The 20,898-nt window shown below is 34.8% G+C and carries 14 protein-coding genes and 2 pseudogenes; all 16 read left to right on the forward strand.

Features of this window, described 5'->3' with window-relative positions; all coding sequences use genetic code 11:
* On the forward strand, positions 1-391 hold a 391-nt coding region (locus CBI42_RS02105), incomplete at its 5' end, for an LPXTG cell wall anchor domain-containing protein (protein WP_142294080.1).
* Positions 392-539: 148 nt separating this feature from the next.
* Positions 540-2,636, forward strand: a complete 2,097-nt coding sequence (locus CBI42_RS02110) for a glycosyltransferase (protein ID WP_094753133.1) — start codon at positions 540-542, stop codon at positions 2,634-2,636.
* Positions 2,626-3,492: a DapH/DapD/GlmU-related protein gene (locus tag CBI42_RS02115; RefSeq protein ID WP_094753134.1), complete on the forward strand. Its 867-nt coding sequence runs from the start codon at positions 2,626-2,628 to the stop codon at positions 3,490-3,492. Before CBI42_RS02110 ends, CBI42_RS02115 begins: the two co-directional genes overlap by 11 nt.
* 129 nt (positions 3,493-3,621) lie before the next feature.
* Complete coding sequence (locus tag CBI42_RS02120; protein ID WP_094753135.1) at positions 3,622-4,851, forward strand: glycosyltransferase family 8 protein; 1,230 nt, start codon at positions 3,622-3,624, stop codon at positions 4,849-4,851.
* Positions 4,841-5,248 (forward strand): annotated as a pseudogene (locus CBI42_RS13470) (glycosyltransferase family 2 protein); the annotation flags it as partial. The gene CBI42_RS02120 and the pseudogene CBI42_RS13470, both read left to right, overlap by 11 nt.
* Positions 5,249-5,713: 465 nt before the next feature.
* Positions 5,714-6,573, forward strand: a pseudogene (locus CBI42_RS13475) (glycosyltransferase family 2 protein).
* Between the two features lie 28 nt (positions 6,574-6,601).
* Positions 6,602-7,612 carry a sugar transferase gene (locus CBI42_RS02135; protein WP_094753137.1) on the forward strand — a complete coding sequence of 337 codons (1,011 nt, stop codon included), beginning with the start codon at positions 6,602-6,604 and terminating at the stop codon, positions 7,610-7,612.
* A 9-nt stretch (positions 7,613-7,621) separates the two neighbouring features.
* Entirely contained in the window at positions 7,622-10,063 is a 2,442-nt protein-coding gene (locus CBI42_RS02140; protein ID WP_094753138.1) for an SP_1767 family glycosyltransferase, read from the forward strand.
* A 228-nt stretch (positions 10,064-10,291) separates the two neighbouring features.
* The gene (locus CBI42_RS02145) at positions 10,292-11,164 is read left to right on the forward strand and encodes a glycosyltransferase family 2 protein (RefSeq protein WP_094753139.1); all 873 of its coding nucleotides are present in this window, start codon (positions 10,292-10,294) and stop codon (positions 11,162-11,164) included.
* 109 nt (positions 11,165-11,273) lie between these two features.
* Positions 11,274-12,503, forward strand: a complete 1,230-nt coding sequence (locus tag CBI42_RS02150) for a glycosyltransferase (protein WP_094753140.1) — start codon at positions 11,274-11,276, stop codon at positions 12,501-12,503.
* Positions 12,500-13,693, forward strand: coding sequence for a glycosyltransferase family 8 protein (locus CBI42_RS02155; RefSeq protein ID WP_094753141.1), 1,194 nt, complete (start codon positions 12,500-12,502; stop codon positions 13,691-13,693). The genes CBI42_RS02150 and CBI42_RS02155 overlap by 4 nt, the downstream gene beginning before the upstream one ends.
* Before the next feature lie 73 nt (positions 13,694-13,766).
* Positions 13,767-14,984, forward strand: a complete 1,218-nt coding sequence (secY2, locus tag CBI42_RS02160) for an accessory Sec system protein translocase subunit SecY2 (RefSeq protein ID WP_094753142.1) — start codon at positions 13,767-13,769, stop codon at positions 14,982-14,984.
* Between the two features lie 9 nt (positions 14,985-14,993).
* The gene (gene asp1, locus CBI42_RS02165) at positions 14,994-16,574 is read left to right on the forward strand and encodes an accessory Sec system protein Asp1 (RefSeq protein WP_094753143.1); all 1,581 of its coding nucleotides are present in this window, start codon (positions 14,994-14,996) and stop codon (positions 16,572-16,574) included.
* Positions 16,558-18,093: an accessory Sec system protein Asp2 gene (gene asp2, locus CBI42_RS02170; RefSeq protein WP_179211351.1), complete on the forward strand. Its 1,536-nt coding sequence runs from the start codon at positions 16,558-16,560 to the stop codon at positions 18,091-18,093. Before asp1 ends, asp2 begins: the two co-directional genes overlap by 17 nt.
* Positions 18,090-18,530, forward strand: a complete 441-nt coding sequence (gene asp3 / locus CBI42_RS02175; RefSeq protein WP_094753144.1) for an accessory Sec system protein Asp3 — start codon at positions 18,090-18,092, stop codon at positions 18,528-18,530. Before asp2 ends, asp3 begins: the two co-directional genes overlap by 4 nt.
* Positions 18,523-20,895, forward strand: a complete 2,373-nt coding sequence (gene secA2 / locus CBI42_RS02180; RefSeq protein WP_094753145.1) for an accessory Sec system translocase SecA2 — start codon at positions 18,523-18,525, stop codon at positions 20,893-20,895. Before asp3 ends, secA2 begins: the two co-directional genes overlap by 8 nt.
* The last annotated feature ends 3 nt before the right edge of the window (positions 20,896-20,898 follow it).

A 20,898-nucleotide genomic window follows, 5' to 3' on the forward strand; every position in this document is an offset into this window, starting at 1 on the left:
ATCAGCTTCTGAATCAGCATCAACAAGTGCGAGTCAATCAGCAAGCACATCGGCATCTGAATCAGCATCAACAAGCGCGAGCCAATCAGCAAGCACGTCTGCGTCTGAGTCAGCATCAACAAGTGCGAGCCAATCAGCAAGCACATCAGCTTCTGAATCAGCATCAACAAGTGCGAGTCAATCAGCAAGCACATCGGCAAGTGCTTCAAATTCAGCAAACCATTCGAACTCACAAGTTGGAAATAGGTCTGAATCATCAGGTAAGTCACAAAAAGAATTACCAAATACAGGTACTCAGTCATCAACTGGATCTGTGTTGCTTGGAGCTTTAGCGGCTGTTACAGGTATTGGATTGGTTGCAAAACGCCGTAAACGTGATGAAGAAGAGTAAGACAACCTATAAATTTAGGCTAAACTAATTCGCGCGCGTAAATCATAGAAACCCCTTGGAGAAGTAGAATTTCCAGGGGGTTTTTACTATTATATAGCTGAAATTTTGACTAAAAAATTGTATAATAAATATAAGGAGAAAAACGCTAGTGGATGATAAAATAACGGTTGTTGTACCGGTATACAATGTGGAAAACTATTTAAGAAAATGCCTAGATAGTATTATTGCTCAAACATATAAAAATATTGAGATTATTGTCGTTAATGATGGTTCTACGGATACTTCAGGCGAGATTTGTAAAGAATTTGCAGAAATCGATCACCGAATTATCTATATAGAACAAGAAAATGCTGGCCTGTCTGCCGCACGAAACACCGGTCTGGAAAATATGTCCGGAGATTATGTGACCTTTGTGGATTCAGATGATTGGATTGAGTTAGATTATGTAGAAACCCTATACAAAAAAATAACACAGTATCAGGCTGATATTGCAGTGGGTAATTATTATTCTTTCAACGAAAGTGAAGGAATGTTCTATTTTCATATATTAGGAGACTCTTATTATGAGAAAGTATATGACAATATTTCTATCTTTGAGAACTTATATGAATCCCAAGAAATGAAGAATTTTGCTTTGATATCTGCTTGGGGTAAACTCTATAAGGCAAGATTGTTCGAGCAGTTACGCTTCGATGTAGGTAAATTAGGAGAAGACGGTTACCTCAATCAAAAGATTTATTTGTTGGCTGAAAAGATTGTTTATATCCATAAAGGGATCTATTCTTATCGTATCAGAAATAATAGTTTGTCCAGGACTTGGACAGAAAAGTGGATGCATGCCTTGGTTGATGCCATGTCTGAACGTATCACTTTATTAGCCAGTCTAGGATATCCTTTAGAAAAACATTTAGCTATTTATCGTCAGATGTTAGAAGGAAGTCTTTTTAATGGTAAGGGCAGTGATTTAGAAGAAACTCCCACTTATAAAGAGTTTGAGGCAAAAAAACATCTACTAGTTCAACTTGAAAAAACTAAGAAAACACAAAAGAAAGCCATTGTCCTAGCGGCGAATTACGCCTATGTAGACCAAGTATTGACTACGATTAAATCTATTTGTTACCACAATCGTTCGCTTCGTTTTTATCTGATTAATAGTGATTTTCCTAATGAATGGATCAAGCAATTAAATAAGCGCTTAGAGAAGTTTGACTCAGAAATTATTAATTGTCGGGTAACGTCTGAGCAAATTTCGCGTTATAAAACGGATATTAGTTACACAGTTTTTTTACGCTATTTCGTAGCTGATTTTGTAAAAGAAGAAAAGGCACTTTATTTGGACTGTGATCTGGTTGTAACGAAAAATCTGGATGATTTGTTTGCTACAGACTTACAAGATTATCCTTTAGCTGCTGTTAGAGATTTCGGAGGCAGAGCCTATTTCGGTCGAGAAATCTTTAATGCAGGTGTTCTCTTAATCAATAATGACTTGTGGAAACAAGAGAATATGACTCAAAAGTTGATTGATTTGACTAATGAATGGCATGATAAGGTAGATCAGGCAGATCAGAGTATCTTGAATATGCTTTTTGAACATAAATGGTTAGAATTGGACTTTGATTATAATCATATTGTCATTCATAAGCAGTTCACTGATTATCAATTACCTGCAGGTCAGGACTATCCTGCTATTATTCATTATCTTTCTCATAGGAAACCGTGGAAGGACTTGGCGGCTCAAACTTATCGTGATGTTTGGTGGTACTACCATGGCCTTGAATGGACAGAATTGGGACAAAATCATCATTTACATCCATTACAAAAATCTCACCTTTATCCGATAAAGGAACCGTTCACTTGTCTCATCTATACAGCCTCAGACCATATTGAACAAATTGAAACATTGGTTCAATCCTTACCAGATATTCAGTTTAAAATCGCTGCTAGAGTGATGGTTAGTGATCGATTGGCTCAGATGACGGTTTATCCAAACGTGACTATTTTTAATGGAATTCACTATTTGGTAGATGTTGATAATGAATTGGTAGAAACCAGTCAAGTACTTTTAGATATTAATCATGGTGAAAAGACAGAAGAAATTCTCAATCAATTTGCAATACTTGGGAAACCTATTTTATCCTTTGAGAATACAAAATCCTATGAAGCGGGTCAGAAAGTATATGCTGTTGACCAAGTTCAAGCAATGATTGAAAAATTAAGAGAAGTGGAAGATAGACATGGAGTTTAAAGATTCTGTAAAGTTATTAGGAGATTTTCATCATATAGAGATATCTCCTACTGCTACTATTGAACTAGGAACGGATGTTACATTGCGTTCATTTATAAGTTTGGAAGTATCTGATAATGCTAAATTAACACTTGGAAATAGAGTTTTCTTTAATGATCATTGTACGATTCGTTGTGGTAAAGAAATTGAAATCGGTAAAGATACTATGTTTGGAGATGGAGTAAGGATTTTTGACCATAACCATAAATATTCAAATTACCATATCGAAAAAATAAAATTTACTGCTGACAAAATAACTATTGGAAAAAATTGTTGGATTGGGACTAATGTCGTCATTTTAAAAGGAGTGACGATTGGGGATAATGTCATTATTGGAGCAAATGCGCTGATTTATAAAGATATACCAGCTAATTCTGTTGTTACTTCCCAAGAGAATTTGAAAATCACTCCTAGGAAACAACACCAGTTTCACGTTTTCACTTTAACAGCTTCAGACACTTTAGAAAGTTTAGACTATCTTGTTCAGAATCTTCCAGAGGTAGCTTTTCATATAGCAGCTAAAACAAATATTTCGGATTATCTTGAAAGTTTCAATCGTTATGAGAACGTGAATATATACACAAATGTTCATCATGATGATATTATTGAAGACTTGTTGAAGAAATCAGATATTTATTTAGATATCAACCATTGGGGCGAGGTAGATGGTATTGTTAATAGAGCAATAGAACAGCATAAGCCTGTTTATGCTTTTGAGAATACAGTCCATGGAAATCAAGGTCAGGAAGTCTTTTCGTCAAGTAATCCAGATAAACTGGTTTCTAGAGTGAGAGAGTATCTGAATGAAGTCGGGTAGGCACTAATCATCAAGAAAAAATCATCCAAGATGGGACTTGGAATGTATTTCAAATTAATAATAAAGTGGATTTAATTGTCAGAAGCATGTTTTTTCAGTTGGTAAACATAGAAGAATAGGGGTATAAGAATGTATAGAAAAGTTATTGCTTTAGGAGCTGATATTCATTACCTTGACAAGGTAGAAACTGTGATAAAGTCAGTTTCGCTTCGTAATCACAATGTGAAATTTTATGTGTTTAATGACGATCTACCTAGTGAATGGTTCCTTTTGATGAGGAATCGTTTGAAAGTCATTGGTTCTGAGATTATCAATGTAAAAAAAACAGATCACAATCTTTGTGATTTCCACTTGCCGAATGCAAACCTATCTTATGCTGCTTTCTTTAGGTATTTCATAGCAGATGAAGTACAAGAAGACAGAGTTCTCTATCTAGACTCGGATACGATTGTCAATGCAAAATTAGATGACTTATTCACCTTAGATTTACAGGATTATGCTATTGCAGCTGTTCAGGATTTTGATCAGAGTGGTTGGTTAACAACCTTTAATTCAGGTGTGATGGTGATTGATGCAAAGAAATGGAGAGAAAATCGTTTGACACAAAGTCTACTGGAGTTGACTGCCAAACATCATGAACATGTCTATGGAGACCAAGGAATTCTCAATATGTATTTTGGTGATCAGTGGCTGCATTTGGATAAAGAGTATAATTTCATGGTTGGTTTAGATCAATTTCTCCATTTAAGAGGGAATAGTGAATGGTACCAATCTAACTATTATGGAAATTGTGAACCAAAGATTATTCACTATACCACAGAATTTAAACCATGGACCCATTTAACGCTGACACGTTTTCGTAAATTATGGTGGTTTTATTATGGTTTAAACTGGAATGATGTATTGTTAGGTTCAGACATCACTAAACGTTCTTTTAAGGAGTTAGTTGGTGGTCCTCTATATCAAGCTTGCATTTTTACAAATAGTGCTGACATGGAGTCCTTGGAATATCTCCTATCTGAACTTCCAGAAGTTCACTTTACGGTCTTGGCACATACAATTTTTGCTCCCTCTGTTGTTGATTTACAGATACATCTGAATCTTTCACTTATGCCGAATTTTAATTCTTTTAATATGAAAGAAACCTTGGATAAGATGGATTTCTATCTTGATATTAACCATGAGGGAGAGATTGTTAACATTATCGAAGAAGTTCATAAACGCAATAAACTAATCTTTGGTTTTGATAATACTAGTCATGATAGCACAGGAAGAAGTCAGATTTTTTCAGCAAGTGAGCCAGATAAGATGGTAGATGCTATTCGCAAATTTTTAGGAGAAGAAGTCAATGGAAAATGAGTTAATCAGTATTGTTGTTCCAATTTACAATGTTGAAAATTATTTGCGACAGTGTTTAGATAGTATTCAGAATCAAACTTATAAAAAGTTTGAATGCATTATGGTTAATGATGGATCCACGGATAGCTCACAACAAATAGCGGAAGAGTATCTAACAGATAATCGTTTCAAACTAATCAATCAATCTAATAAAGGTTTAAGTGGGGCTAGAAATACAGGGATTAGTCATATTAGAGAAGAGTCTACTTTTGTAGCCTTTGTAGATAGTGACGATTATATTTATCCTGATTTCTTAGAAACTTTAATAGAATACATCGAAGATGATGTTGATGTTATAGAAGGAATGATTGAAAATTTCCATGATGAAATAAAGGTGGATAGAGTCTGTCATGATTTTGAGAAACAAACATTAATGACCAAGGATGACAAATTGGGGAAATTTGCATTAAATGAGTTGAGAGTTAGCGTTTTTCCAAAATTGTTTCGAAAAAGTTTATTAACAGAAGATTTTTTTCCAGAGGGATGGATATTTGAAGATTTAGCAGTTGTTCCTGAGTTGGTAAGTTATTCAGGAAAATGGATTAAATTACCAAAAGTTATCTATGGTTACAGGATTCGTCCAAACTCAATTACTACTAAAGAGTTTTCAGAAGAAAAATTAGATGTATTTAAGATATTCGGAAAGTATGACTTGTTTTTTAAAGATGAGAGTGATGTAACAAAATTATTAGTTGAAAAAAAATATTTACATTTGAATTATCATGACATAGAATTTGTACCAGAGAATAATCAGTATAAACAGTTATACCAACAAGAAAAACAAAAACTATTATCTAAAATAGCAGATTATGAAAGTAAAACTTTGATTAGTATTATAGTTCCAATCTACAATGTTGAAAATTATTTGAGACAGTGCCTAGATAGTATTATGAACCAAACATATCGGAATTTTGAGTGTTTATTGATAAACTATGGTTCACCAGATAATTCTGCTGACATTTGTAGAGAGTATGTTGCTAAAGATGTACGTTTTCGTTATCTTGAAAAAGAAAATAGTGGAGTATCATCAGCACGGAATCTAGGTATTGAACGTTCGGGGGGGCGTATATTACTTTTATAGATTCGGATAATTGGTTGGAAAATGACGCTTTACAACTGTTATATGGTGCATTGAAAAAAGAAAATGCGGATATTAGTATCGGACGTTATAATTGTTACGATGAATCACGTTACCAATATTTGTTTTATGATTCTAATCCAGATGATTCTCTTGAGGTGATAGAAGGAAAAGAAATCATAGATAGAGAAGGTGTCGAAGAAATGAGAAATGGGAATTGGACTGTAGCTTATTTGAAATTATTCAAGAGAGAGCTATTAGAAAATTTGCCATTTCCTTTAGGAAAAACTGCGGAAGATACTTACTGGACGTGGAAAGTACTTCTAAAGGCTTCACGGGTTGTCTATTTAAACAGTTATATTTATTGGTACCGTATTGGTTTATCTGGTACTTTAAATATATGGAGTGAAAAGCGTATATATGATGAAATCGAGGCTAGGGAAGAAAAACTCGCTATTTTAGCAAGTTTGAATTATGACTTGACCAATCATATTTTAATTTATAAAAATAGATTACAAAGAGTGATAGCGAAGTTAGAAGAACAAAATATGCAGTTTACGGAGATTTATAGAAGGATGATGGAAAAATTATCTTTACTTCTGTAGATATTAATAAATAATGAGATAATACAATATGAAACTACATTTAACGAATTTATACGGCATGGCAGGTGATAGTACCGTCATTTTAGCTCAAAATGCTGTTCAAAAGATTGCCAGCCAACTGGGATTTAGAGAAGTCGGTATCTATTTTTACAATATTGCTTCAGATAGTCCTTCTGAAATGAATAAACGTCTGGATGGGATTATGGCTAGTATCTCTATTGGTGATATCTTAGTCTTTCAATCTCCTACTTGGAATGGCTTTGAGTTTGATCGTCTCTTTTTTGACAAATTAAAGGATATGCAAGTAAAGATTATTTGTTTTATTCATGATGTTGTCCCTCTTATGTTTGATAGTAACTATTATCTCATGAAAGAGTATATGTACATGTATAATCTATCGGACGTTTTGATTGTTCCATCCGAACAGATGAAAGAACGCCTGATGGAAGAAGGTTTGACAACTAAGAAAATCCTCGTTCAAGGTATGTGGGATCATCCTCATGATTTATCCTTATATACCCCAGAGTTTAAAAAAGAACTCTTTTTTGCTGGAAGTTTAGAGCGTTTCCCAGACTTACAAAATTGGTCTCAAGATACACCTTTGAGAGTATTTTCAAATAAAGGGGAGGCTAGTTCTAGTGCTAGAAATCTTAGCATTGAAGGATGGAAAAAAGACGAGGAACTGTTACTAGAATTATCAAAAGGTGGATTTGGTCTTGTCTGGGGAACTCATCAAAACGATGGAGAAAGTAACCAATACTATACTTTAAATATATCTCATAAGGTTAGTACCTATCTGACAGCTGGCATTCCAGTCATTGTACCAAGTAGCTTGTCAACTGCTAAATTTATAGTAGATCAAGGCTTGGGCTTTGTGGCGAATAGTCTGGAAGAAGCTCATGAGATAGTTGATAAAATGAGTGTAGTAGAATATCAAGAAATGACGAATCGTATCAAGACATTTAGCTATCTGCTAAAAGAGGGTTATTTCACTAAAAAGCTATTGGTAGATGCAATCTATCACTTGGGAATTGATTAAGGAAATGAAATGAATAAAACCATTGTATTAGCAGGTGATCGTAATTACACCACACAGTTGGAAACAACCATAAAATCTATTCTATATCATAATCGTGATGTTAAGATTTATATTTTAAATCAAGATATCATGCCAGATTGGTTTCGTAAGCCACGAAAAATAGCTCGCATGTTAGGTAGTGAGATTATTGATGTTAAACTACCTGAACAAACTGTGTTTCAGAATTGGAAAAAACAAGCTCACATTAGTTCGATTGCCTATGCTAGATATTTTATTCCAGACTATATACAAGAAGATACTGTGTTGTATTTGGATTGTGATTTACTTATTAATGATAAATTAGACGGTCTATTTGAGCAAGATGTAAGAGAACATTATCTCGCAGCGATTAGAGATGCAAATGGTCAAGGTTTCAATACTGGCGTCCTACTGATCAACAATAAAAAATGTCGCCAAGAGAAACTAAAAGAACGGTTAATTGAACAGTCTATCCTAACAACGAAAGAAGTTGAAGAAGGCCGTTTTGAGCATTTTAATGGTGATCAAACGATATTTAATCAGGTCTTACAAGATGATTGGTTAGAGTTAGATAGAGCTTATAATTTACAAGTTGGACATGATATTGTGGCTTTGTATAATAATTGGCAGGAACATCTAGCTTTTAATGGCAAACCAGTGGTGATTCATTTTACGACCTACAGAAAGCCATGGACCACCTTGATAGCCAATCGTTACCGTGATTTATGGTGGCAATTCCACGACTTGGAGTGGAGTCAGATTTTACAACACCATATAGGAGAGTTTGAACTAATATCGCCTCTAGATAAGGAATTTTCTTGTTTAACTTTGACAAATTCCCAAGATTTAGAAGGAGTAGAAGAGTTAGTCACAGCTCTACCGGATGTGGTATTTCATATCGCTGCTTGGACGGATATGGGAGATAAGCTGAAAAAATTAGAGGTATATGATAATGTGAGATTGCATCCACAGATTGTTCCTCCTGTACTGGAAAGACTGAAAAGAAAAGTGGATATTTATTTGGATATCCATCAGGGATCCGAAGTTGAAAGTATCTTGAGAGATGTTCGTAACTTTGAGACTCCTATCTTAAGTTTTTCTAATACACAGCATGGAATGTATGATCAAATAGTATTTGATAAAGAAAATATCAATTTAATGATAGAAGCTATCAAAGACTATGCAAGCCATTCTCGGTTTTTAAAAGATTATAATCAGGAAATATTTCATTGCTTAATATTTACTGATACACAAGACATTGAACAATTAGACTATTTAGCTCAATGTCTTCCACATGTTATCTTTGATGTAGCAGCTTGGACAGATATGGGGCCTAAGTTATACGAACTACAAAATAACTATCAAAATATTCGTTTACATCCAGCTATAACGTCAGAAAAATTAGAACAATTAAAAGTAAGAATGGGCTTGTATTTGGATATTAACTGTGGTCATTCGACAGATGGTGTTGTGAAGTCAGTTCATGAAATGAATAAAACCATTTTCTCTTTTGATAGCACCCAACATGGACTTTTTGGACAACATATATACTCTTCAAAATCACCTGAACGTATGGTAGAAGATATTAAAAATCTTATTTCTGGAATATTCAAAGAAAGAACACCAGCGATTATTGTTAAGGATATCAATCAAACTCTAGATTACATAGTAGAAAACCAATCTTCTATTATTCGTTTTGGAGATGGAGAGATGGATTTAATGTTAGGGAGATCTATCCCTTATCAAGTCTATGATGAGAATCTTGCAAGTCAGTTGAAAGAGATTATTTCTCTTCAAAGTGATGAGAAATTAGTTATCGGCTTACCAAATGTATTTGCTGACCGTTCCAATTTTACATCAGAAGCGGAAGCTTTCTGGAAGGGACATTTAGAACATCATTTAAAAGATTATGTAGAATTAGCTAGAGCAGATTGGTATGGGACTACATTTGTATCTAGACCATACATTGATTATGTGGATAAATCTCAATCATTTAGTCAATTTGAAAAATTAAAACAAATTTGGAAGAATGAGGATATTCTGATTGTAGAAGGGGTAACTTCACGTTCAGGTGTAGGTAATGATTTATTTGATGGAGCAAATTCAATTAAGCGAATTATCTGTCCATCCCATAATGCTTATTCGCGTATAGAAGAGATTCAAGAAGCTGTATTACAGTATGCTGAAAATCGCCTTATTTTATGTATGCTTGGTCCTACAGCCAAAATTTTATCCTATAATCTTTTTAAGAAAGGTTATCGGGTTCTAGATATTGGTCATATTGATTCAGAGTATGAATGGATGAAAATGGGAGCTGATACAAAGGTTAAATTTTCTCATAAACATACTGCTGAACATAATTTCGACCAAGATATTGAATTCATTGAGGACGAAATCTATAATAGTCAGATTGTCGCAAAGATATTAGACTAGCTAAAAAGTATGATAAATGAGTTCACAATTTTGAGTGAACACTTTTAGACAAATAAAGAAATTAATGAGGGTAACTCTCTAAAAGAATAGATATTTTTAATAAAAAGAATCTATTATGAACAGGAATCTAACGGAAATTTTTCAAGATTTACATAGAGACTGCCTGACAACTATATTGCTAGATAAATAAAGATTTATTCTATAATTTTAAGATTGTAGGTGAAATGTATGGAATCTTTGATTAGTGTTATTATTCCAGTTTATAATACTGAAAGTTATATTGGAGTTTGCTTGGAAAGTCTTGTTAAACAGACTTATACAAATTTTGAAGTGCTTATGATTGATGATGGTTCTACAGATAATTCAGGAAGAATTTGTCAGGAATATACAGAGAGTAACTCCCGTTTTCATTACTATAGGAAAGAAAATGGCGGAGTTTCCTCTGCTCGTAATTTGGGGATTGAATACTCCAGAGGTGATTATTTAACTTTTGTTGATTCAGATGACTGGGTTGAGGAAGATTATTTAGAAGTTCTATATTCTGCTCTAGTATCCGAATCTGCATCAGTCTCAATTTCAACATATAAAAGATTTTCTATGGAAGATAATACTTGGTATGTTCATTCTTTTCAACGAGGTTACGATAAACGAGTCTTTCATCATCTAGAACTAATCAATGAATTAATTGATTTGGACGCTTTCGATCATTCATATCGTTTTGTAAGTGGAAAGTTAGTAAGAAAAGATGTTGTGGGGGATATTCGTTTTAATTCTCTAACTAGTTTAGGTGAAGATATGGAATTTTGGTTTAAAATCTATCTAATCTCACCTAAATCTGTCTATATCAATAGAGATAGTTATGTTTATAGAATAGTTGAAGGCTCGACGAGACATTTTAGTTTACTCAAGGTCAGGTGTGATTTACAGCAACGTGAAAATTTTATAGCTCTTCTTGCTGCTCGAAATATAGATGTTGGTCGATACGTAGACAATTTTGTATCCCTGTTAAAATTTCGAAAAAAAGAACTTGAAGATAAAAATCTATCATCAACAAATACGATGAAATGGATTAAGGAAACATTATGTTTACTTGATAAGTAAGTGAATAAAGTGATTTTGATTTTATGTAAAGATGATAAAAAAATTTATTTGGTTTAATTTATGTAGGACAGTAAATAATGTTAGTTAGAATAAATGAAAAGGATTTAAAATGGGAAATACCAAACGTGCAGTAGTATTTGCAGGTGATTATGCTTATATTCGTCAAATAGAAACAGCTTTGAAATCAATCTGTAGACACAATAGTCACTTAAAAATTTATGTACTAAACAAGGACATTCCTCAAGAATGGTTCAGTAGATTAAGAATGTATATTCAAGAGATGGGAGGAGACTTGATTGATTGCAAGCTTATTGGGCAACAGTTCCAAATGAATTGGTCAAATAAACTGCCTCATATCAATCATATGACCTTTGCCCGTTATTATATTCCAGATTTTGTAACAGAAGATAAAGTTCTCTATCTAGATAGTGATTTGGTTGTAACTGGTGATTTGACTCCTCTCTTTGAATTAGATTTAGGTGAAAATTACTTGGCTGCAGCTCGTTCTTGCTTTGGAGCTGGAGTTGGCTTCAATGCTGGGGTTTTGTTGATTAACAATAAAAAATGGAAATTAGATAATATTCGTCAGCAGTTAGTTGAATTAACTGAGAAAGAACATGAAAATGTGGGAGAAGGAGATCAGTCTATTCTCAATATTCTTTTTCAAAGTAGTTATTACCAGCTAGAGGATATCTATAATTTCCAAATAGGTTTTGATGCTGGTGCAGCAGAAAAGAATCATGCTTTTATTTTTGAAATTCCATTAACACCTATTCCAAAAATTTTGCACTATATTTCTCCTGATAAACCGTGGAAGCAGTTTTCTGTTGGACGTCTAAGAGAAGAGTGGTGGAAATACTCTTTTATGGAATGGAGTTATATAGTATCTAGCTGGAAAGAAAAGAGTGTTTTTTATTCTGCAGATATTTATAGACCAAAATTAACTTGTATGAATTTAACTAATTCTTGGTGTGTAGAAAAAATGGATTATCTAGTTGAACAACTACCAGAAGTACATTTTTATATTGTTGCTCATACTTTTATGTCGGATGAATTAAAGAGATTATCTAAGTATCAAAATGTGACCCTTTATCCTAATTCTTTTCCTATTTTGGTAGAAAAAATCCTAAAGAGTTCAGACATTTATTTGGATTTGAATTTAGATCAGAAATTAATGTATATTTATGATTTAGTAAAGAAATTTGAAAAGCCAATACTAACTTTCGATAATACACGTTGTTTGACTATACCTGAAGAAGATTATTTTGGAATTTGTCATCATGATAGACCTGACGAAATGGTAGAAATGATTAAAAGTTTTATGGAAGGAGAGTCATGAGGAAATCAATTGTCTTAGCAGCGGATAATGCTTATTTAGTTCAATTAGAGACAACAATTAAATCGATTCTTTGTCATAATACAGAAGTTGATTTTTATATTTTAAATAGTGATATAGCGCCAGAATGGTTTAAATTATTAGTTCCTAAATTAAAACATTTTGATTCCAGCATTAAAAATATTCATTTGGAGTCTAATGACTTTAAAGACTTTAAAACGGCGAATCATATAAATTATGCAACATTTTATAGATTTTTAATTCCTAGTGTTATAAATGATAGTAGATCGCTTTATCTTGATTGTGATTTAATTGTAAGTGGAGATTTAAGTCCCTTGTTTGAATTAGATCTAAATGGATATCCTATAGCAGCAGTACAAGATAATTATGGATGGGAATTATCTATTAATGGTTTTAATGCTGGAGTGTTATTAATCAATAATGATATGTGGAGAGAACAAAATATTACACATGACTTATTGATATTAACAGAAGAAAAGCAAGACCAGGTTCAAATGGCAGACCAAAGTATCTTAAACATTTATTTTGAAAATCGATGGTTGCAATTGGATTATGATTTTAATAAATTAATAGGACTAGATTTCCTTAATACATCAAGAAATCTAGAAAATTTGAAATATTGTAGACCATTAATAACACATTTTGCAAGTCATGATAAACCTTGGAACACGTATAGTGTATCGCGACTTCGAGAATTGTGGTGGGCTTATAGAGATTTAGACTGGTCTGAAATGATATCAGGAAAAGCAAACCTTAATTATTTTGACCGTAGCAATCAATCTAAGAAGAATGTTTTTATTGTAACATGGGTTTTAGAAGTAGAACACTTGGAATATTTAATAAAGTCTTTACCTGATTGGCATTTTAATATCGGAGCTCCAGTATATTGTGCCCCTGCTCTAACTAACTTATCAGTTTATGAAAATGTAACTCTTTATCAGAGTATCATTCATAATAGAATTGAATGGCTTTTAGATGATACAACTGTCTATTTAGATATTAATCATGGAGCTGAGGTTCTGGATGTCTTGTCCAAGGCTAGAGACAGAGGGGTAAAAATCTTTACGTTTGACAATACTAGGAAATCCTCAGAAGATAGTCTTTATGATGGTATTTTTTCTGTGGAAAATCCTGAGGAAATGGTTAGAGTCTTAAGGAAATTAGAAGAATAACCTTTACCGTTTAGTGTAAGAATAATATATAAAAAAGTGAGATTTGACCCCAAAGCTAATAAAGGAGTATTTTGTGACTAAGATTTATTCGTCAATAGCAGTAAAAAAAGGACTATATACCTTATTTCTATTGTTCATCTTTGTATTGGGAAGTCGTATTACTCTCCCTTTTGTTGACTTAAATAGTAAAGATTTTTTAGGAGGTTCAACAGCTTATCTAGCCTTCTCAGCTGCTCTTACAGGTGGAAATCTAAGAAGTTTGTCAATTTTTTCTGTTGGATTATCCCCTTGGATGTCAGCTATGATTTTGTGGCAGATGTTTTCATATTCTAAAAAATTGGGGCTAAGTTCTACAGCGATTGAAATTCAAGATCGTCGGAAAATGTATCTGACCTTGGTGATTGCTGTTATTCAATCCTTGGCAGTTAGCTTGAGCTTGCCAGTGCAATCCTCCTACTCGGCAATTTTGGTTGTTCTAATGAATACCTTGTTGCTGATAGCAGGGGCATTTTTCCTTATTTGGTTGTCAGATTTAAATGCTAGTATGGGGATTGGGGGATCTATTGTAATTCTCATATCAAGCATTGTTTTAAATATCCCTCAGGATGTTATTGAAACATTTCAAACGGTTCATATTCCAATAGGGATTATTGTGTTACTTGCTTTATTAACCGTTGTCTTTTCTTATTTACTTGCCATTATGTATCGAGCTCGCTATTTGGTTCCTGTTAATAAAATTGGCTTACACAATCGTTTTAAACGCTATTCTTATCTCGAAATCATGCTGAATCCTGCTGGTGGAATGCCTTATATGTATGTGATGAGCTTCCTGAGTGTACCAGCTTATCTGTTCATTTTGTTGGGATTTATTTTCCCTAATCATTCAGGATTGGAGACTTTATCAAAGGAATTTATGGTTGGGAAGCCGTTGTGGGTCTATGTTTATATTTCGGTCTTATTTTTATTTAGTATCATTTTTGCTTTTGTGACTATGAATGGAGAAGAGATTGCAGACCGCATGAAAAAATCTGGAGAATACATTTATGGAATTTATCCAGGTGAGGATACTAGTCGATTTATTAACCGATTGGTCCTTCGTTTCTCAGTCATAGGTGCTCTCTTTAATGTGATCATGGCAGGTGGTCCCATGCTTTTTGTTTTATTTGATGAAAAGTTATTAAGATTAGCAATGATTCCAGGCTTGTTTATGATGTTTGGGGGCATGATTTTTACGATTAGAGACGAGGTCAAGGCTTTAAGGCTAAATGAGACCTATAAACCTTTGATTTAGGAGATTTTTATGTATTATTTTATTCCAGCTTGGTATGGTTCTGAGAGGAAATGGCATGCAGATATCACTCCATGGTATTTTTCTCACTTTCGTTTAGAGTTTGATGATACCTTTCATCAGATTCGGCTCTTTCAAGAGCAAGATATAGATTCTCGTCTATTAGTATTAGCTTACCAGCCTCATCTACGTTATTTTTTACATAGACATGGTGTGTTAGAAACTGATACTTATTCCGTTTTTGATGTTATGCAAGATTTTCATAATCTCCATACCCAAGTGTTAAGCATTAGAGATATTGAGTGGGATGATGACTGTGAATTTATTTATAGTCCCTTTACGATTATCGTTAAAAAAAATGGGAAGAAATTTGCTAAGGTTGAACATGGGGTTGAAGGCTTTATCAGTGATATACAGTATTTTGAACCGAATGGTCAAATACATATGCACTATATCATGGATGATCGTGGCTTTGTATCGAGTGTTATCTTTTTTGAAGATGGGCAAGTGGCTTATCAAGAATATCTGAATCCCAAGGGAGTGTGGCAATTCAGAGAGCGTTTAAAAGAAGGTGGACGGGTAGAAATCAATCCAATTTTTGGTTATCGATTTAAATCGCTTATCTACCAAAACATGGGAGACTTGGTGGCAGAATTTTTTGAGAATTATCTGCAAACGTATGTGAAGGAGCAGGATATTTTTATGCTTCCTTCTCATTCTCATCATGACCAGCTGGTCTTAGATCGTTTACCTAGAAAAAATCCGAAACTGTTGAGTCTTTTTATTGGACGTAATCCTCAAAATACCTTTAGGGATTTAGAATTAACTTTTGAAAAATCGGATTTGATTTTGGTGGATAGAGAGGATAGTTTACGATTGTTGCAGGAGTTGTATCCTGAACGAATGCATCAATTTTATCATTTATCATCTTTTGACACCCGATTACGATTGGGACGAAGCCAAACTAAGAAAGAATCCATCATATATTATCAACTGGATTTTGAGCAGGGGATTGATGATCAAGCTCTACTTCAAGTCTTGTCCTTTGTCTCTGAAAATAAGGATACTGAGGTGATTTTTGGAGCCTTTGCTGCTAGTCAGGAGCAAATGAATGAGGTTGAAAGGATTGTTGAGTCTTTCATCCAAGAAAACATTCAATCCGAAAATCTGGGAAAGGCGATTGATTATGGTGATGCAGAAAATCCTCTGGAAGAAAATCAACACCAGGACTTACGTATACAGTTTGTCAACTTGAATGATGAGTTAGATTTGATAAAAACACTAGAATTTGTTCGTTTGATTGTGGATTTAAATAGATATCCTCATCTCTATACACAGATAGCTGGGATTAGTGCAGGAATTCCTCAAATCAACCTAGTTGAAACCGTCTATGTTGAACATTTAAAAAATGGTTATTTGCTGACAGATGTAACAGAATTTTCTAAGGCTGCACATTATTACACAGATAGGTTGAAAGAATGGAATGAGTCCTTGATTTATTCGATTGATAAGATTAAGGAGCACACTGGACAACAATTTCTTGGAAAATTAGAGAAATGGATAGAGGAGGTTAAAAATGTCAAAGGAACTTAATATTTTACAGATAGGACTTGCCAATTGGGAAAATCATTATGACATACCTGAAAATATGAGTTGGTATCATTTTTACCCAAACTCATCAAAAGCCCTTCGTGAAATAATTGAAAAAGAGGATATTAACCGTTTTCATGCCGTTTTAATAGAAGATGGTCAGTATGCCAAAGACTTATTTTCCTTTGTGAAATATTTTGAACCTTATACTTTGTTCTATAACCAGAATCTACAAATAAATGATAGAGAGGTTTTGGATTTTTTTAAAAAGCGATGTGCACAAGCAATTGATTTTTCAAGTCCCCAACAACTCATCAATGATTTGAGTAAATCTCTTTTTGGCGGTGGGTATGGTGATAAACTCTTTCCTTCGATGATACAAGTGAATCCAAACTTTACAGGAGCTATTTCTTATCAAGGATTGGATTATATTAGTTTGGAAGGTGTGTTTGGACAAGATTTTACCCAACTTGCCTATTGGGCTTATAATATAGTGGTTCAAAAAACACTTCCTATTGAGTTGTGGCTTGAATATGAAAAGCAAGGAAATTGTGACTTTCGTTTGGTCATCCGTAAAATATGGAGTGGTTCTGTTGATGATGTTTTTGAAGAGATAATAGTGTCTGAAAAAGACTTGGAGCAAGCAATTGTTATGGATAGTCGAGATGGAGATTACTTTCTCTCGATATCTGTTGAAGCAAGAGGTCATGGAACTATCAAACTAGGTAATCTTCACCAACGTTGGAGTCGAAAACAATTTGGTAAGTTTGTACTTGGTGGAAATATCCTACATGATTCTAAGCGTGATGAAATAAACTATTTCTTCCATCCGGGTGATTTTAAACCGCCTTTGGCTGTCTATTTTGCAGGTTATCGACCTGCAGAAGGATTCGAGGGCTACTTTATGATGAAGAGTCTGGGATGTCCTTTCCTCCTCTTTTCAGATCCTCGTTTAGAGGGTGGGGCTTTTTACCTTGGAAGTGATGAATTAGAAGGTAAGTTAAAAGCCACCATTCAATATTATTTAGATTATCTTGGTTTAACCTCTAAGGATTTGATTTTATCAGGCCTTTCTATGGGTACGTTTCCTTCTCTCTACTACGGTGCTACTTTTGAACCTCATGCGGTGATTTTAGGGAAACCCTTGGCGAATTTAGGAACCATAGCTAGCCGTGGACGTTTGGATGCACCGGGTGTCTCTAACTTAGCTTTTGATTGCTTAATTCACCATACAGGTGGGACAAGTTCTCAAGATATGACAGAGCTGGATCAGCGATTTTGGAAAACTTTTAAACAGGCAGATTTTTCCAATACTACCTTTGGATTATCTTATATGAAAGATGAAGATATGGATCCGCAGGCTTATGAGAAACTAGTTACTTATTTGTGTAATACAGGTGCTAAAATCTTATCTAAAGGAACGGCAGGTCGACACAATGATGATACAGATACCAATGTTGCTTGGTTTATCCACTTTTATCGGATGGTACTAGCAAGTGGTTTTGGAAGGGAGAAAGAATGATAATCACACAGAGACAGTCCATTCATTGGGGAGAAGTTGGTGGGACTTATATGTACGGATCAAATGTATCCTACTACCCAGACAAGAGTGTGCGTTTATATAACCCCCTCATGCCATCTGGTGAAGTTTTGAAGACTTGGTTTTCTAGTGTTAATTACCAAGGTGCTAGGAGCCAGCCACAACTTCCTTTACTCAAAAGAAATCATCAATATCATTTAGCGATGCATTTTGATTGTCAACCTGAGAATGGTGTCTATATCAAACTGATCTTCTTAAATCGTTATGAGGATGTATTGGAGGAAAAAGTTGAAAAGGCAAGAGAGTTTACCTTTACTTATCCAGAGGATACCTATACTTATCGCCTTTCCCTTTTGAGTGCTGGTTTTCAAGAATTAACCTTTTATGATTTTTCAATCAAGGAGATAAAAAGTGTTTAGACGTTTAGGTCAAGATTTCCAGCTTAGGAAAGTGAAAAAGATTTTAAAGAGGATCAATACCTTAAAAGGCAAGATATCCTCTCTTTCGGATCAAGAATTGGTCGCTAAAACAGTGGAGTTTCGTCAGCGTCTTTCCAAGGGAGAAAGTCTAGATGACCTTTTAGTAGAAGCTTTTGCAGTGGTGCGTGAAGCAGACAAGAGGATTTTAGGGATGTTCCCCTATGATGTTCAGGTCATGGGAGCTATTGTCATGCACTACGGAAATGTTGCTGAGATGAATACAGGTGAAGGTAAAACCCTAACAGCCACCATGCCGGTCTATTTGAACGCTCTTTCAGGTCAAGGTGTGATGGTTGTTACGCCTAATGAGTATTTATCAAAGCGGGATGCAGAGGAAATGGGCCAAGTTTATCGTTTCCTAGGCTTGACTATTGGGGTCCCATTTACAGGGGATCCAAAGAAGGAAATGAAAGCAGAAGAAAAGAAATTGATCTATGCTTCGGATATCATTTACACAACCAATAGTAATTTAGGTTTTGATTACCTAAATGATAATCTGGCTTCGAATGAAGAAGGTAAGTTTTTGCGACCTTTTAACTATGTCATCATTGATGAAATTGACGATATCTTGCTTGATAGTGCACAAACTCCTTTGATTATTGCGGGTTCTCCCCGTGTTCAGTCTAATTACTATGCAATCATTGATACACTAGTGACAACGCTAGTCGAAGGAGAAGATTATATTTTCAAAGAGGAGAAGGAAGAGATTTGGCTTACTACTAAGGGAGCTAAAGCTGCTGAAAGCTTCTTAGGAATAGATCATTTTTACAAGGAAGAACACGCGGTTTTTGCTCGCCATTTAGTCTATGCGATTCGAGCTCATAAGCTCTTTACTAAAGATAAGGACTATATTATTCGTGGAAATGAGATGGTATTGGTGGATAAGGGGACTGGTCGTTTAATGGAAATGACCAAATTGCAGGGAGGTCTCCATCAGGCCATTGAAGCCAAGGAACACGTGAAGTTGTCTCCTGAAACGAGGGCCATGGCCTCCATCACCTATCAGAGTCTCTTTAAGATGTTTAAAAAAGTATCTGGGATGACGGGGACAGGAAAGGTAGCGGAAAAAGAATTTCTTGAGACTTATAATATGACCGTTATTCGGATTCCAACCAATCGTCCTAGACAACGGATTGATTATCCAGATAATCTCTATATAACTTTACCAGAGAAAGTTTATGCTTCTTTGGAATACATCAAAGAGTATCATGCTAAGGGGAATCCCTTACTCGTTTTTGTTGGATCGGTTGAAATGTCTCAGCTTTATTCATCTCTCTTGCTTCGTGAGGGAATAGCTCATAATGTCCTCAATGCTAATAATGCTGCGCGTGAAGCCCAAATCATCGCGGAATCAGGTCAGATGGGGGCCGTAACAGTGGCTACGTCTATGGCAGGACGTGGTACGGATATTAAACTCGGTAAGGGAGTTGCAGAGCTTGGTGGCTTGATTGTCATTGGAACAGAGCGGATGGAAAGTCAGCGTATTGACCTTCAAATCCGTGGACGTTCTGGCCGTCAGGGAGATCCAGGTATGAGTAAGTTTTTTGTATCACTGGAAGACGATGTTATTAAGAAATTTGGTCCATCTTGGGTTCACAAGAAGTATAAAGATTACCAAGTTCAAGATATGACGCAACCAGAAATTCTCAAAGGTCGTAAGTATCGTAATCTGGTTGAAAGAGCGCAACATGCCAGTGACAGCGCTGGCCGGACTGCCCGTCGTCAGACCTTAGAGTATGCTGAGAGCATGAATATCCAACGTGATATGGTTTATAAGGAACGCAATCGTCTAATAGATGGCTCTCGTGACTTGGAGGATGTAGTTGATGAAATCATTGCTAGTTATATAGACCAGGTAACTGTTTCAAATTATGAAAGCCGAGAGTTGCTCTTCCACTTTGTTGTAACTAATATTAGTTTTCATATTAAAGATATTCCAGACTATATAGATGTGACTAACAAAATTGCAGTTCGTAGGTTTATAAAGCAGGTGATTGATAAAGAACTTTCTGAAAAGAAAGCCTTACTTGACCAACATGACTTGTATGAACAGTTTTTACGACTTTCTTTGCTCAAGGCTATCGATGATAACTGGGTGGAGCAAGTAGACTATCTACAACAATTATCTATGGCTATCGGTGGCCAATCTGCTGCACAGAAAAACCCAATTGTAGAATATTATCAAGAAGCCTATGCAGGTTTTGAAACGATGAAAGAGCAAATTCGTGCTGATATGGTACGGAATCTCCTGATGGGGCTGGTTGAGGTCACTCCAAAAGGTGAAATCGTGACTCATTTTCCATAAGAG

The organism is Streptococcus sp. KR, assembly GCF_002238115.1.
GTDB lineage: Bacteria > Bacillota > Bacilli > Lactobacillales > Streptococcaceae > Streptococcus.

Bases quoted from the DNA above. Each gene is read 5' to 3' on its own strand.
- CBI42_RS02115 (WP_094753134.1), top strand. From the start codon at position 2,626: ATGGAGTTTAAAGATTCTGTAAAGTTATTAGGAGATTTTCATCATATA.
- CBI42_RS02120 (WP_094753135.1), top strand. From the start codon at position 3,622: ATGTATAGAAAAGTTATTGCTTTAGGAGCTGATATTCATTACCTTGAC.
- CBI42_RS02135 (WP_094753137.1), top strand. From the start codon at position 6,602: ATGAAACTACATTTAACGAATTTATACGGCATGGCAGGTGATAGTACC.
- CBI42_RS02140 (WP_094753138.1), top strand. From the start codon at position 7,622: ATGAATAAAACCATTGTATTAGCAGGTGATCGTAATTACACCACACAG.
- CBI42_RS02145 (WP_094753139.1), top strand. From the start codon at position 10,292: ATGGAATCTTTGATTAGTGTTATTATTCCAGTTTATAATACTGAAAGT.
- CBI42_RS02150 (WP_094753140.1), top strand. From the start codon at position 11,274: ATGGGAAATACCAAACGTGCAGTAGTATTTGCAGGTGATTATGCTTAT.
- CBI42_RS02155 (WP_094753141.1), top strand. From the start codon at position 12,500: ATGAGGAAATCAATTGTCTTAGCAGCGGATAATGCTTATTTAGTTCAA.
- asp1 (WP_094753143.1), top strand. From the start codon at position 14,994: ATGTATTATTTTATTCCAGCTTGGTATGGTTCTGAGAGGAAATGGCAT.
- asp2 (WP_179211351.1), top strand. From the start codon at position 16,558: ATGTCAAAGGAACTTAATATTTTACAGATAGGACTTGCCAATTGGGAA.
- asp3 (WP_094753144.1), top strand. From the start codon at position 18,090: ATGATAATCACACAGAGACAGTCCATTCATTGGGGAGAAGTTGGTGGG.